The following is a 13,728-nucleotide window of genomic DNA, read 5'->3' on the forward strand; positions in this document are numbered from 1 at the left end:
AAGGGGCCTGAGGGCAAAGGTGGGATGACGAAATGGGTCTCTTACGCCGAAAAATCGTGCTATCGACGCACACAATTGCACATCGTGAAGTCCGTAACAAGTCACGCTACAAATTCATGCGTTGTGCAGACCTTCCTTAGTAGCAAGTCGCGTGCATGTGCTGACCTGCGGCCAAATGCTGGGGCAATAGCGCAAACGCTTGGGCGATGAAGGCTTGTTTTTCAGCCTCGGTGTTGGTGCCTTGCGTGATGCGAATGTCGAGTTGCATCAGCACTTGGTCTGACGCTTCACCGCCCACCCACCAGTCGTTGGCAGCGATGCGCTGAAACACCACAGACGTCACGTCTGCGCGTTTGTGCAGCACTTGGGTACTGAGTGCGGCCAGAGCTCGGCTCAAAGCCTGTAGATCTTTGAGTTGTGCATTGGCAGAGATTTTGAGTGTCAAGATCGGCATATCAAATCCTCCGTCCACCCAAGGCCGCCTCACGCGATTGGCGGTGTCGCGCAAGGCGACGTTCGTAGCGGCTTGCCGCTCTTAACGCGGGGGCCATCGGCTCGTTGGGTAAATCCAGCATCACAGTACTCCTCTTATTCAATCGGTGAGGTAACTGTATTTTTCTTCCCCCGAAAGCGAAACACCATGCAGTGCAAATCGGTGTTGCATAACCCGCAAGGGCACTCTATTACCATGCACGCATGGTTAATTTGAGCTTTGATGATTTGCGACTGTTTGCACGGGTGGCGGCACTGGGAACGTTGTCCGCTGTGGCACGTGAACGCAACGTGCCTGTGAGCCAAGTTTCTCGTGGTTTGCAGCGCATCGAAGCCGCTTACGGCACCCAGCTTATTCTTCGCAGCACGCATGGCTTGTCGCTCACACCTGAAGGCGACATTTTGCACACCTATGCAGTTCGCATCTTGGATGACGTGGAGGCTCTCGACGCCGAGTTCAGCCAGAGCCGAGACAGCATTTCAGGCTTGGTGCGCGTGAGCATGAGTGCCGTCGTTGCACAACATTTGTTGGTCGACAGTTTGCCGTTGCTGCACCTTCGCCACCCCCATTTGCGCGTGGACTTTCGCGTGGATGATGCCTTGGTAGATATGGCGCGTGATGGCATTGACATCGCCATTCGTACTGGCGAACCCCAGTTCGACACATTTGTGGTGCGCCGCTTGGGGCAATTGCACCGCCATCTTTACGCCAGCCCCGCTTACCTAGAGGCGCACGGCACGCCGGCCCAAGCAGACGACTTGCGCCAGCACGCCATGATTGCCAACAGCCAGCACAAGCATTTGAATATCTGGCAATTCAAAAACGCCCCGCCGATCCACGCACAAGGTCCTTTCAGCGCGGACAACACCGCCACGGTGGCCTCTATGGCTATTGCGGGTCTTGGCATTGCACGCATCACCTCCATCGTGGCGGAACCCTTGGTCACACAAGGTAAGCTGGTCAAAGTGCTGGCCGAAGCCATCGACGATGCTCCCATCGCACTGAGCGCCTTCATGCTCTCAGGCCGCCACCGACTTCCTAAAATCCGAGCTTGCATTGACCACTGGGCACAGTGGCTACAAACCACATCACCCACATGCTGAACCGCCGCTTTTTACTCGCTCACCCCGCCCACTTCATCGCGCTCGGGGGCGGTGCGGGTTTGTCGCGTTTGGCACCGGGCACAGCGGGTACGCTGTGGGCGTGGGCCGTGTTTTTGCTCTTGCAAGTTTGGCTCACGCCATGGCAAATGGGGTGGGTGATTGCCGCATCAATCTTGGTCGGTTGGTGGGCTTGCACCGTCACCGCACAACACATGGGCGTGGCAGATCCGGGGGCGATTGTGTGGGACGAGGTGATCGCGTTTTGGCTCATCCTTTGGCTGGTGACACCGGCAACGTTTGGCGGTCAACTCGGCGCATTTCTGTTGTTTCGCTACTTCGACGCGGCCAAGCCTGGGCCTGTGCGCTGGGCCGACAGCTTGTTCAAAGGATTTGGCTGGCGCGGTGGCTGGGGCATCATCTTTGATGACTTGGTGGCTGCGTTTTGCACCTTGTTGGTCATCGCCATTTGGAGGTCGCTATGAGTTCACCTACCTTGACTGAACAACTCGCCGAGGTGCTGCTGCAACAGGGCTGGATGCTGGCCACGGCAGAGAGCTGCACCAGCGGCCTGATCGCCAGTCGCTGCACCGAGGTGCCGGGCTCTAGCAGTTGGTTTGAACGCGGCTTTGTGACCTACTCCAACGAGGCTAAGCACGAGATGCTGGGCGTGGACTCTGGCTTGATCACCGAGCACGGCGCGGTCAGCGAGGCCGTGGCGCAAGCGATGGCGCTAGGGGCCTTGCGCCACTCGCGTACGCAGGTGTCGGTAGCCGTCACGGGTGTGGCGGGGCCCACAGGCGGCTCTGCCGACAAGCCCGTGGGCACGGTGTGGCTGGCTTGGGCCACCCCCAGCGATGCAGGCCCCACGCTAGGCGCTGAAACAGCGTGGGTCAAAACGCAGCGAATGCACTTCGCGGGTGACCGCGCAGCGGTGCGGGAAGCAACAGTTCAACGCGCATTGCAAACGCTGATCGACTTGCTCCAGCAGCACTGAAGCGCTGAATCAGCAAGCACCCAGCGCTTCGCACCCTCAGCAAGCAGATTGCCACCGCCTCAAGCGGGCAGCGTGGCTGGAAACGCCTTGCCCACCGCCACCCCCAAACGCGCCATGCGGTTGCGCATGGTCAACACGGCTTTGTCTTTGCTGATGAGTTGGGCTTGGTGCTCAGCCGCGAGGTCGATGAATTTTTGGTCGTCTGCATCTTTGCAAACAAACAAGGCCTTGGCGGCCACAGGCATGAGCCGCGCATGGGCATCAAACTGCACCAAGATGTCTTGCGCAGTGAGTTGGCTGAATTCCAAACGTTTGACGATGTGCGTGTAGGCCAACACGCGCTCTAGCTCGTCACGCATGACTGGCGTAGCCAACCATTGCACTGTTTTGCGTTCAAGCGCATCAAGCAACGCAGGCGTGGCGGCATCTTTATAAAGCCACAGGTCGAGCACGATGTTGGTGTCGAGCACCACATGCACGGGGGCGGCATCTACCACTTCGTTCACGACGCAGATGGCCCTTTGTCCTCAGCAGATGGCGCATCGTTAGGCTTGTTGCGCATGGAGCCTGCACGCAGGTCAAAGCGGAACATGCGGCACTCAATCGGGCCGTTCCACATGGGGACGCGGCGGGACTCTTTGAAGCGCATGCGGCTTGGCAACTTCAGGTCGGGCGTCAGCATCCATGCGGTCCAGCCGGGGTAATTTTTCTTCCAGTGGCTGGCGAGTTGGGCAAAGAAGTCGCCGCCGTCTTCGGTCTGCGCAATGTCGCGTGCGCCAAAGCGCGGCACATCGTCACGCAGCATACCGTTGCTGTTTTCACGATCACCTAACCCCTCGTCATCAAAACCCGCATCGCCATGCTGATTGACGTCTTCATAAGGCGACACATAGTCGGTGGGTGGCGAATAACGCGCACGACGCGCCGCCCCCGCAATACCGGCAGCCTCGATACGCTCACCATACGGCGGGTTGACCAGCATCACACCGGGCATCTCGCTGGGGGGGATGCGTTGCAGCGCATCGCCACCGCGCAATTGCACCGCGTGCGCCACGCCGGCGCGCTCGGCGTTGCGTTGTGCGAAGTCGACCATGCGAAACGCCACGTCACTGCCAAACACGTCGGCACGAGGTTCGCACTCTAGGGCACGGGCGTTGTCAAGCAAGCCGTGCCACACATGTTCTTGGTAGGGAATGAGTTTTTGAAAACCAAATTTACGCATAGCCCCCGGTGCGATACGGCAGGCAATTTGCGCCGCTTCAATCGCGATGGTGCCGCTGCCGCAACAGGGGTCATACAAAGGCACGCCTTGGGCCACCAACCCGTCGGGGTTGGCCGCCGTGCCGTCGCCTTGGCTCCAACCGCTAGCAGCTAGCATGGCAGCAGCGAGTGTTTCTTTCAGCGGGGCATCGCCTTTGTCGGCGCGCCAGCCGCGTTTGAACAGTGGCTCGCCAGAGGTATCGATGTAGAGGGTGCAATGCTCAGTCGTCAAGTGGGCGTAGATGCGCGCGTCGGGCCATTGCGTGTTGACATCGGGGCGCACGCCAAATTTATGGCGGAAGCGGTCAGCCACCGCGTCTTTGATTTTGAGCGCAGCAAAGTTCAGGCTTTTGAGCGGGCTGTGTTGCGCAGTGATTTCAATTTTGAAGCTTTCTTTGGGCGAGAACCACAGCTCCCACGCCACCTCGCAAGCCGTGCGGTACAAGTCTTCTTCTTGGCGGTACTGTGTGTGCGACAACTCAACCAAGACGCGCTGGGCCAAACGGCTGTGCAAGTTGAGTTGCAACACATCGCGCCATGAGGCACGCACCATCACGCCGGCACGAAACGCACGCAAGTCGTCGTCGCCCACGCCGGTGATGCGGCGGACTTCTTCTGCCAAATAGGATTCAACACCTGCCGCGCAGGGCAAGAAGAGATGTAATTGATTCATCGTGTTACCAGTTGAGCACAGCGCGAATTGTCAGGCAACCGAGGCGCTGTCGCTGCAAGTTATCAGAGGGTTTTGCGCAAGGTCGTGGGCGCAATACGCAGCGCCTCACGGTATTTGGCCACGGTGCGGCGAGCGCACTCGATACCTTGCTCTTTGAGCATTTCGGAGAGCTGATTATCTGACAGTGGCTTTTTGGGTTTCTCGCTCGCCACAAATTGCTTGATGAGGGCGCGTACAGCGGTGCTCGATGCGTTGTTACCGCTGTCAGTCTCTAGGCCTGAACCAAAGAAGTATTTGAGTTCAAACGTGCCGAACGGCGTGCTCATGTACTTGTTGGTGGTGACGCGGCTGATGGTGGACTCGTGCAGACCCAATTCCTCAGCAATCTCGCGCAACACCATGGGTCGCATGGCGAGTTCGCCATGCACGAAAAAGTTTTTCTGACGCTCGGCAATCGCGTTGCTCACACGCAAGATGGTGTCAAAGCGCTGTTGGATGTTCTTGATGAACCAACGTGCCTCTTGCAAGCGTTGCTGCAAGCCTGCGTGCGCTTCGCCCTTGCCGCCCCTGAGCGCGTTGGCGTAAATGTCATGCACCCGCAAACGGGGCATCACATCGGGGTTGAGCGCCACCTTGAATTTGGGGGCGATGGTGGACTTGCCCACACGCGTCACCAACACATCGGGCACCACCACATGGCGCTCCACATCGGCAAAGCGGCGGCCTGGCTTGGGCTCAAGGCGCGCAATGAGTGCAATCGCAACTTTGATGTTGGCTTCGCTGTCACCCACGATAACGGCCAGCCGTTTGAAGTCGCGCTTGGCCAGCATCTCCATCGGCTGCTTGCACATGCGGATGGCTGTTGCACGCACTTGCAGCGCCTCCTCGCCTTTGGGCTCCAAGGCTTTGAGTTGCAAGGTTAAGCACTCGGCCAAGTCACGCGCCCCCATACCCACAGGCTCTAGGCTTTGCAGCAATGACAAGGCCATTTGGAAGCGGTGCGCTAGCTCTTCAATTTCTTCTTCATCATCGCCACCTAAGCCTTCGGCCAAGCTACGCAAGGTATCTTCCAGATAGCCGTCGTCGTTGAGGTTTTCGATCAAGTAGCGCAGCGCGGCTCGGTCGGTCGGGCTCAGGCGCAACGCCAATGCTTGGCGGTGCAAGTGCGAGGTGAGCGACTCTTGCATACGCGCCAGCTCGGTGGCGTCTGCGGTATCGCTGTCAGCGGTGTTGTTGTGATTGCTGGCCGGCGCGTCGCCTCCCCACTCAGAATCGTCGGCAGAGAACTCGACACAGCCATCCCCATCCCAGCTTTCAGCCACGCCGTCCACGCTGGGCTCGGTGTCACTGTCTGTGTTGTCCACACTGATTTCGGACATGCCACCATCCACGGATGGCACTTCGCGCATGGACTCGACTTCTTCGTCACGGCTAGGCGTGTCGGCTTTGTCCAAGCCGAATTCTTCGCGTGGGGCTTCTTCAAACTCTTTGTCGAGAAACGGGTTCTCGTCAAGCATTTGCTCTATCTCTTGGCCCAACTCCAAGGTCGACAACTGCAACAGTCGGATCGACTGTTGTAACTGGGGCGTGAGCGCCAGATGTTGCGAAACGCGAAGTGATAAGCCTTGTTTCATGGTCACATTCGGAAGTGCTCGCCCAGATACACGCGTCGCACATCTGCGTTCTCGATGATTTCATGCGCCGTGCCTTGCGCCAGCACACGGCCGTCACTGATGATGCACGCATGGTCGCAAATGCCCAGCGTCTCACGCACGTTATGGTCGGTGATGAGCACCCCCATGCCACGCGCTTTCAAGAAACCAATGATGCGTTGAATCTCAATCACCGCAATCGGGTCAATGCCCGCAAAAGGTTCGTCCAACAAAATGAAACGTGGATTGGTAGCCAAGGCCCGTGCGATCTCCACGCGGCGACGCTCACCGCCCGACAAGGCCACTGAGGGTGAAGCACGCAAGTGGTCCACATGCAGTTCTTGCAACAAGGAAGTCAAACGTTTTTCAATTTCATCGTGCTGCAAAGGCGTTCCGTTCTCGTCGCGTTGCAACTCCAGCACCGCACGCACGTTGTCTTCCACATTCAGTTTGCGAAAGATGGAGGCTTCTTGCGGCAAGTAACTCAAGCCCAAACGCGAACGACGGTGAATGGGTAAGTGCGCCACAGGCAGGCCATCGATGGTGATGCTGCCGCCATCGGCACGCACCAAACCCACGATCATGTAGAACGAGGTAGTTTTGCCTGCACCGTTGGGGCCGAGCAAGCCCACCACTTCACCCTTCTTGACTGAGATCGACACGTCATGCACCACCTTTCGGCTGCCATACGCTTTTTGCAAATGACGGGCCTCCAAGCAACTCTCTGTGGTGTCTGCGCGAGGGGAAGACGTGGATGTTTCGATCACGGTTTGTCCAATATTTTGCTACGCGGTGCCAACACGGCCCGCACCCGACCACCGCTGGCCTTGCCACCTTCTTCGGTGCGCTGGCCATCGATGCTGAACACATCGGTCAGGTTTTCATAAATGATGCGTTTTCCGGTCATGGTGTCGTTCAACACTGCGCCACGGTAGCGTCGCACTTCGGCGTTATCGATCAGTTTGACGCGGTCAGCCTTGCCATCAAACTCGATGCGCAAAGCTTCGCCTTCCATGAATTCATCATCGCCTTCGCGTTTTTGGCGAAAAAAAGCGCGTTTATTAGTTTCGGGAAAAATGACACCGAATTGATAACCATCGGCATCTTCGCGCATTTCAATCCGCGAACCTCGCATGATCATGGTGCCTCGGGTCAGCACGGCATGGCCCGTAAAGATGCTGACTTGCTTGAGCTCGTCATGCAGCAAGGTATCGGCTTCAATGTGGGTGGGTTTTTCGCGATCTGCTTTTTCCGCCGACGCCGCTACCGGCACGACGGCTATCAACAAAGCGAGGGAAAAAGAAGCAAATGAAATCAAGGTGCAAATATTGCTAATTGGAGAATATTGCTAATTGGATTGAAGGCATTCTAATCATCAACCTTAGCAATTTTCATGCTGACTTCAATCAGCTCAACGACCGCGACGCACTTCGCCCATCAGGTATTCGGCGACCTGCAAGGCACGGTCCATGGTCTGGGTGAGTGAGCCGTCTGTGTAGAAGCGACCTGCCACACCCAAGGCGGGGACGCCCTGGACTTTGAACGCGTCTTGCAATTGCGTCGCACGGCGGGCTTTGGTGGCGACGCCAAAGCTGTTGAAGGTGTCCAGAAACTTCTTTTCAGGCAACCCATTTTTATTGGCCCATGCGGCCAAGGCAGGGACCGTGTTGAGCGCTTGATGTTCCGTGTGAATGGCGTGAAAGAGTTTGCCGTGCATGGCATCGATCAAGCCGAGCGACTCGAACACGTAATACGCACGTTGCTGTGCTTCAAAGTCGTCACGAAAGCGCACGGGCACACGCTGCACCACCACGTCTTTGGGGGCCGCCTTCACCCAAGCGGAGAACGTGGGCTCAAACGCATTGCAATGGGGGCAGCTGTACCAAAAAAACTCGATCAACTCAATCTTGCCGGCCCCCACATCAGTGGGGACGCGTTTGTCGAGGGACAGGTAGTCTGTGCCTTCCACGGGTTTTTTAGCAGCCGTTGAGCCTTGGGCATGGGCTGCCAACGGCAAACTAGCCGCCGTAGCAGCACCGACGGCAGCGAAAGAAAAATCACGACGCTTCATGAGTGACCTCTTGGTGTTTAACGTTGCACCCGCACCATGGCGGAATCGATATGAGCGGCGTCTAGCTTGGCGCGCACGCGCTCGGCCTCAATTTTATCCATCGGACCGACGCGTACACGATAGACCGTGCGGCCACCTTGGTCGCGCTCGCTGATCTTGGTGTCCAAGCCCAGCAACACCGTCTTGGCGCGTTGTGCCTCGGCTTCATCGGTGCTGCGATAGGCGCCGGCTTGCACAAAATAAATGAACGGGTCGCTGCTGGCAGCAACCGGTTTGGTATCTGTCTTGACGTCCGTGGGTTTGATGGCCTCGGCAGCAGGCTTGGCCTCTACAACTTTGGGTTCTGTCGGTTTGGTTTTGGGCTCGGCAGTTTTCACCTTGGCTAAATCACCCAAGGGGTCTGCGCTTTTGGGGTCGATCTTGGCCGCAGCATCGGCTTTGGGCTCTGGCTTGATGTCGACTTTGGGCTCGTTCACTTTGTCGCCCGACTTCGCCCCCTTCTTGCCGTACAAGGGCGCGTTGGGGTCCCAGTCTTTGTTTTTCTCGGCTTCCGCCGCATCCAAGTCTGACGAGCGCGTCTGTCCTTTGTTCATAAACGGAATCGGCACTTTGGTCACGTAAATGGCGACGCCCAAGGCCACGGTCAGACCGACCAACAAACCGATGATGAAGCCCACCAAGGTGCCGCCACGTTGCTGATTCATGTTCAAAATTCTCCGTCTTTCGTTCATCACATGCTGGCGGGGGCAGACACGCCCAACACCGCCAAGCCATTGTGCAGCACCTGCGCGGTGGCTGCCACCAGCGCCAAGCGCGCTTTCTTCACGCCGTCGTCGTCCACCAAGATGCGCTCAGCGTCGTAGTAGCTGTGGTAACTGGCCGCGAGGTCACGCAAGTAAAAGGTCACATCATGCGGCGCAAAGTCCGCCGATGCGGCCGCGAGCATGGCGGGGTACTTAGCCAGTTGCAGCATAAGGGCTTGGGCCTGTGGGCTTGCTAGCGCAGACAAGTCCACGTCTTTGAGCATCGCCACATCGCCACCGTCTTTGTCAGCCCAGGCGCGTAACACCGAGCAGATGCGCGCATGGGCGTATTGCACGTAGTACACGGGGTTGTCGTTGTTCTTTTGCACGGCCAAGTCGACGTCGAAGGTGTACTCGGTGTCGGGCTTGCGGCTCAACAAGAAGAAGCGCACGGCGTCTTTGCTGGTCCACTCAATCAAATCGCGTAGCGTCACATAGCTGCCCGCACGCTTGGAAATCTTCACCTCTTCGCCACCGCGCATCACGCGCACCATGGTGTGCAGCACGTAGTCGGGGTAGCCTTCTGGGATGCCCACATTGGCGGCTTGCAAACCAGCACGCACGCGGGCGATGGTGCCGTGGTGGTCGGTGCCTTGGATGTTGACAACCTTGGTGAAGCCGCGCTCCCACTTGGTGACGTGGTACGCCACGTCTGGCACAAAGTAGGTGTAGGTGCCGCCACCTTTGCGCATCACACGGTCTTTGTCGTCGCCGTAGTCGGTGGACTTGAGCCACAAGGCACCGTCTTGCTCGTAGGTTTTGCCAGCGGCTTGCAGACGGCGCACCGCATCGGCCACTTTGCCGCTGGTGTAGAGGCTGCTCTCGAGGTAGTAGTTGTCGAACTTGACGTCGAAGGCTTTCAAGTCAAGGTCTTGCTCATGGCGCAGGTAGGCCACGGCGAATTGGCGCATGCCGTCGAGGTCGGTCACATCCCCACTACCTGTAAATTCGCGATCGTCGGACTTGACGGTTTTCTTGGCCAAAAAATCGGCGGCAATGTCAGCAATGTAGTCGCCGTTGTAGGCGGGGGCGTTGTCGCCACTCGGCCACTGCGCGTCGCCCGGCTTGAAGCCTTGCGCTCGCAACTGTGTGCTGGTGGCCAAGGTGTTGATTTGCACGCCCGCGTCGTTGTAATAAAACTCGCGGTATACGTTGAAGCCCTGCGTGGCAAACAAATTACAAATCGCGTCGCCCAACGCCGCTTGGCGACCGTGACCTACGTGCAGCGGGCCCGTGGGGTTGGCCGACACAAACTCGACCAACACGCGCTGGCCGTTGCCAGCTTGAAAACCAAAACTATCTTTGGCCACCAACACCTCACGCACGATTTGCTGCTTGGCGGCAGGCTTCAAACGGATGTTGATGAAGCCAGGGCCTGCAATCTCAATGTCTTGCACCCACTGTTGGTACACAGGCGCGGCCAGCAACGCATCGCGCAACTGTTCCCCGAGTTGGCGGGGATTGAGTTTGAGGGGCTTGGCCAACTGCATGGCCGCGGTGATGGCAAAGTCGCCATGCGCAGCGACCTTGGGCGATTCAAAAGCGGCCTTGTGGCCGGAGCCGGGCAACAACCCGTCGAGGGCGTGGCTCAGAGCGGCCAGCAATTCTTGTTTAACTTGGAGCATGGCTGGATTTTACGGGGCGGGCCTGCAATTGACATGCAATTGAAAGGTGGCTCAGATTTTTTGGCATGATCTACCCTTATATGCGCGCGCCCCACGACCTCACCCCCTTCGACCGTTTTCAATACACCCCCAGCCTGTCGTGCGTCATGCCCGCCTACAACGAGGACAAAAACTTGGGCACCTTGGTGCCGCAGGTGTTGCAAGCCTTGCAAGCGCTGGGCTCGCAAGTAGAGATCGTGCTCATCAACGACGGCAGCCGTGACGACACCGCGCAAGTCATTCAAGCCTTGTGCGAAACACACCGCGAAGTGGTGGGCATCAACCTGTCGCGAAACTTTGGCAAAGAAGCCGCGCTCACTGCGGGCCTTGATGCTGCGCGTGGCGAAGTGGTGGTGCTGATGGATTCAGACGGCCAGCACCCCGTGTCGCTGGTAGCAGACATGCTGCAACGCTGGCGCGAGGGCTCGGATGTGGTGTACGCCATTCGCCGCACACGTGACGACCAATCGGCTTTGCACGCGGGGTTGACGGGCCTGTTTTACAAACTCATCAACGCGGGCAACCGCGTGAAAATTCCGGCCCACGCAGGCGACTTCCGCTTGATAGACCGCCGCGTGGTGGAGGCGTTAAAGCAACTGCCCGAGCGCAACCGTTTCATGAAAGGTTTGTACGCTTGGGTGGGGTTTGCCAGCACCGCGATGGACTATGAGCCACTGCCCCGCGCTGCGGGCGAAAGCAGTTTTGGTTTGCGCGGCTCTTTTGCATTGGCGCTGACGGGGGTATTGGCGTTTTCAATTGCACCCCTGCGCGCTTTGACCATCACTGGCTTGATGCTGGCCATGTTGTCTTTGGGCTATGGCGCTTGGGTGATTGCTGAATATTTCATGTGGGGCATTGATGTGCCGGGCTACGCCACGCTGGTGGTGGGCATGATGTTTTTCAGTGGCATTCAGCTGCTGTCCATCGGCGTGCTGGCCGAATACGTGGGCCGCATTTACGAAGAGGTGAAGCAGCGTCCCATGTATTTGGTGAGCCACCGCTGGGGCGCTGGCTTGGGGCTGGCACTCGTCAAGGTTGTCGCGCCCGAGGTGGTCGATACCGAGCCACCGCATCCGGTCTGAACCCAACATGCGCACCAGTCTTTGGTTTTTGGGGGTGGGCGCAGCAGCAGCAGCCGTCCACATGGTTGTGTTCATGTGGGCCACGCCTTACATGTGGCCCGAGGCGGCCAATGCAGCGGGCTTTTGCGTGGCGTTTGTGGTGAGCTTTGCAGGCCACCGCGGCTTGAGTTTCAGCGATGCAGGCACGGGTTTGTGGCAAAGCCTTCGTCGCTTTGCGGCCACCGCACTGGCGGGCTTTGCGGCCAACGAGGTGATGTTTGTGGCGCTGCTGCGCGGGCTGAATTTGCCTGACTGGTTGGCCTTATTTTTTGCGCTGGTCTTCGCATCCGCGCAGACTTTTTTGCTCAGTCGTTTCTGGGCTTTTCGCCGCGTGCGTTGATGAGCTAGGCGCCTTGCTTGCATTTGGCGCGATGCTCACGCCGCGATACAAAATCCACGCATCATCTTTGTAGACTTCGCTGAAGCCCGCGTAGGTTTCGGCTCGGAAGGCTTTGTGCCAACGCGGTGCCAGCACCCACGCGTGCGGGTCGCTGCGCAACACAGCCAAGCGCGACATCGGTTGCAGTACAACGCCTGAGGCTGGATCAAAGTCCACGCCGTCCATCAACTCGCGCCGCCAATCGTCACCCGCCTCTTGCCGCTCACGCGCCCAGTCTTGAATCACTTCAATGGGGCGTGTGCGTTGGGCATAAAACATCACGTCATACGGATAGTCGTCCATCACGGCCAGCACCTCGTCAGGGGCCACTTGGCAAGCCACGGTTTGGGCGACGCCACGCGTGCTGCGCTTCAGCGTGAACTGGCCTGCGTAGTGGTTGGCAAAGATAGCCACGCCCACAGCCACCAGAGACAAGGCGGCAAACAAACCCGCGCTCCACGCACGCGGGGAGAGGTAGCGCTGCCACCACAACGCCGCCAACACGGCCAGTGCGGGCATGACGGGCAGCGCATAGCCAGTGAGTTTGGAGTTGGGGATGGAGAAAAAACCCAAAATGGCGAGCACCCAAATCCAACACAGCGCGACCCAAGCGCTGTGTTCGTCACCCGCATGGCCGCGCACACGCTGCACACCATCGGCGGCGACGAAGAAAATCCATGGGAACAACAGCATCGTCACGGCCACCCCATAGAACCACCAAGGACGCGCATTGTTGAAGGTGGTGGCGGTGTAGCGACCAAACTGGTGCTTGCCAAACATATACGCCAGCATGTCAGGGTGTTCACGCGCGGCCAACACAAACCACGGCAAGGCCACTGCCGCAAACAGCAACAGGCCACTCAGCCACGGTAGGGCCAAAATTTTGCGCCACTGACGGGTGTAGGCAATCCACACCACCAACACCAAACCGGGCAAGAGCAAACCAATCAAGCCTTTGCTCAGCACCCCCAAAGCACAAGCCAAAAAACCAGCACGCGCCCAATTGGCATGGATGCCGCCCTCGTGCATGAAGGCACGCGCAAAACACCAAATGGCCACGCCCATCCATGTGGCTACCAGCATGTCGGTGTTGACGTATTGACCCGCAATCAAAAAAGTCATGCTGGTGCCCAGCACCCAAGTGGCGCGACGCGCCACGTCTGCGTCAGCAAAGTGACGCACACAAGCGGCCATCAGGCCCAGCATCAAACACGCATGCAAGGCCACCACCAAACGTGCGGCCCAAGGCGTCGCACCAAACACGGCCATCGATGCCGCCTCCAACCAATACAAAAGCGGTGGTTTGTGAAAGAACGGGATGCCGTCCACGCGTGGCGTGAGCCAATCGCCCGTCATCCACATCCAGCGACCGACTTCGGCATAACGGCCTTCATCGGGGATGGACAGGGGGCGCACGCTGGCCAACACCAGCAGCAACACGGGTAGGAGCCACAGGGCCCCACGCATACGCCCATGTGTGCGCCAACGTTCAGAGGCCAAGAAAGAAAAGGTCAT

At 58.3% G+C, this 13,728-nt stretch carries 15 protein-coding genes; 5 read left to right on the plus strand and 10 right to left on the minus strand.

The features are described from left to right. Positions 1-136: 136 nt before the first annotated feature. The gene (locus tag RMS03_RS01455; protein ID WP_310625342.1) at positions 137-454 is read right to left on the minus strand and encodes a hypothetical protein; all 318 of its coding nucleotides are present in this window, start codon (positions 452-454) and stop codon (positions 137-139) included. 242 nt (positions 455-696) lie between these two features. On the opposite strand from RMS03_RS01455, the gene RMS03_RS01460 reads away from it, so the two are divergent. The 3 genes from RMS03_RS01460 to RMS03_RS01470 are packed head-to-tail and all read left to right on the plus strand — an operon-like array spanning position 697 to position 2,590. Then, on the plus strand, positions 697-1,596 hold the full coding sequence (locus RMS03_RS01460; protein WP_310625343.1) for a LysR family transcriptional regulator: 900 nt from the start codon (positions 697-699) through the stop codon (positions 1,594-1,596). Then, positions 1,590-2,078, plus strand: coding sequence for a phosphatidylglycerophosphatase A (locus tag RMS03_RS01465; protein WP_310625344.1), 489 nt, complete (start codon positions 1,590-1,592; stop codon positions 2,076-2,078). Before RMS03_RS01460 ends, RMS03_RS01465 begins: the two co-directional genes overlap by 7 nt. Then, positions 2,075-2,590: a CinA family protein gene (locus tag RMS03_RS01470; protein WP_310625345.1), complete on the plus strand. Its 516-nt coding sequence runs from the start codon at positions 2,075-2,077 to the stop codon at positions 2,588-2,590. Before RMS03_RS01465 ends, RMS03_RS01470 begins: the two co-directional genes overlap by 4 nt. A 59-nt stretch (positions 2,591-2,649) precedes the next feature. Here RMS03_RS01470 and RMS03_RS01475 read toward each other — a convergent pair whose 3' ends face one another. From RMS03_RS01475 to argS, 8 genes are all read right to left on the minus strand, one after another. Continuing rightward, positions 2,650-3,096: a putative toxin-antitoxin system toxin component, PIN family gene (locus RMS03_RS01475; RefSeq protein WP_310625346.1), complete on the minus strand. Its 447-nt coding sequence runs from the start codon at positions 3,094-3,096 to the stop codon at positions 2,650-2,652. Then, complete coding sequence (locus RMS03_RS01480) at positions 3,093-4,523, minus strand: THUMP domain-containing protein (protein WP_310625347.1); 1,431 nt, start codon at positions 4,521-4,523, stop codon at positions 3,093-3,095. The genes RMS03_RS01475 and RMS03_RS01480 overlap by 4 nt, the downstream gene beginning before the upstream one ends. Before the next feature lie 62 nt (positions 4,524-4,585). After that, on the minus strand, positions 4,586-6,157 hold the full coding sequence (locus RMS03_RS01485) for an RNA polymerase factor sigma-54 (RefSeq protein WP_310625348.1): 1,572 nt from the start codon (positions 6,155-6,157) through the stop codon (positions 4,586-4,588). Positions 6,158-6,159: 2 nt separating this feature from the next. Beyond that, positions 6,160-6,942 carry an LPS export ABC transporter ATP-binding protein gene (gene lptB, locus RMS03_RS01490; protein WP_310625349.1) on the minus strand — a complete coding sequence of 261 codons (783 nt, stop codon included), beginning with the start codon at positions 6,940-6,942 and terminating at the stop codon, positions 6,160-6,162. Beyond that, positions 6,939-7,463, minus strand: coding sequence for a lipopolysaccharide transport periplasmic protein LptA (gene lptA / locus RMS03_RS01495; protein ID WP_310625350.1), 525 nt, complete (start codon positions 7,461-7,463; stop codon positions 6,939-6,941). The genes lptB and lptA overlap by 4 nt, the downstream gene beginning before the upstream one ends. Before the next feature lie 123 nt (positions 7,464-7,586). Continuing rightward, positions 7,587-8,246, minus strand: coding sequence for a thiol:disulfide interchange protein DsbA/DsbL (locus tag RMS03_RS01500; RefSeq protein WP_310625351.1), 660 nt, complete (start codon positions 8,244-8,246; stop codon positions 7,587-7,589). A 17-nt stretch (positions 8,247-8,263) separates the two neighbouring features. Next, on the minus strand, positions 8,264-8,950 hold the full coding sequence (locus RMS03_RS01505) for an SPOR domain-containing protein (protein ID WP_310625352.1): 687 nt from the start codon (positions 8,948-8,950) through the stop codon (positions 8,264-8,266). 26 nt (positions 8,951-8,976) lie between these two features. Further along, positions 8,977-10,674 (minus strand): arginine--tRNA ligase, encoded by a 1,698-nt coding sequence (gene argS / locus RMS03_RS01510; RefSeq protein WP_310625353.1) that lies wholly within the window; start codon positions 10,672-10,674, stop codon positions 8,977-8,979. A 65-nt stretch (positions 10,675-10,739) separates the two neighbouring features. Between argS and RMS03_RS01515 the strand changes: the two genes are divergently transcribed. Next, positions 10,740-11,795 (plus strand): glycosyltransferase family 2 protein, encoded by a 1,056-nt coding sequence (locus tag RMS03_RS01515; RefSeq protein ID WP_310625354.1) that lies wholly within the window; start codon positions 10,740-10,742, stop codon positions 11,793-11,795. A 7-nt stretch (positions 11,796-11,802) separates the two neighbouring features. Further along, positions 11,803-12,174, plus strand: coding sequence for a GtrA family protein (locus RMS03_RS01520; protein WP_310625355.1), 372 nt, complete (start codon positions 11,803-11,805; stop codon positions 12,172-12,174). Here the strand turns inward: RMS03_RS01520 and RMS03_RS01525 are convergent. After that, positions 12,097-13,728: a glycosyltransferase family 39 protein gene (locus tag RMS03_RS01525; RefSeq protein ID WP_310625356.1), complete on the minus strand. Its 1,632-nt coding sequence runs from the start codon at positions 13,726-13,728 to the stop codon at positions 12,097-12,099. The two genes, RMS03_RS01520 and RMS03_RS01525, sit on opposite strands and share 78 nt — an antisense overlap.

The sequence above is a fragment of the Limnohabitans sp. genome (assembly GCF_031538885.1).
In the GTDB taxonomy this organism is placed as follows: domain Bacteria; phylum Pseudomonadota; class Gammaproteobacteria; order Burkholderiales; family Burkholderiaceae_C; genus Limnohabitans.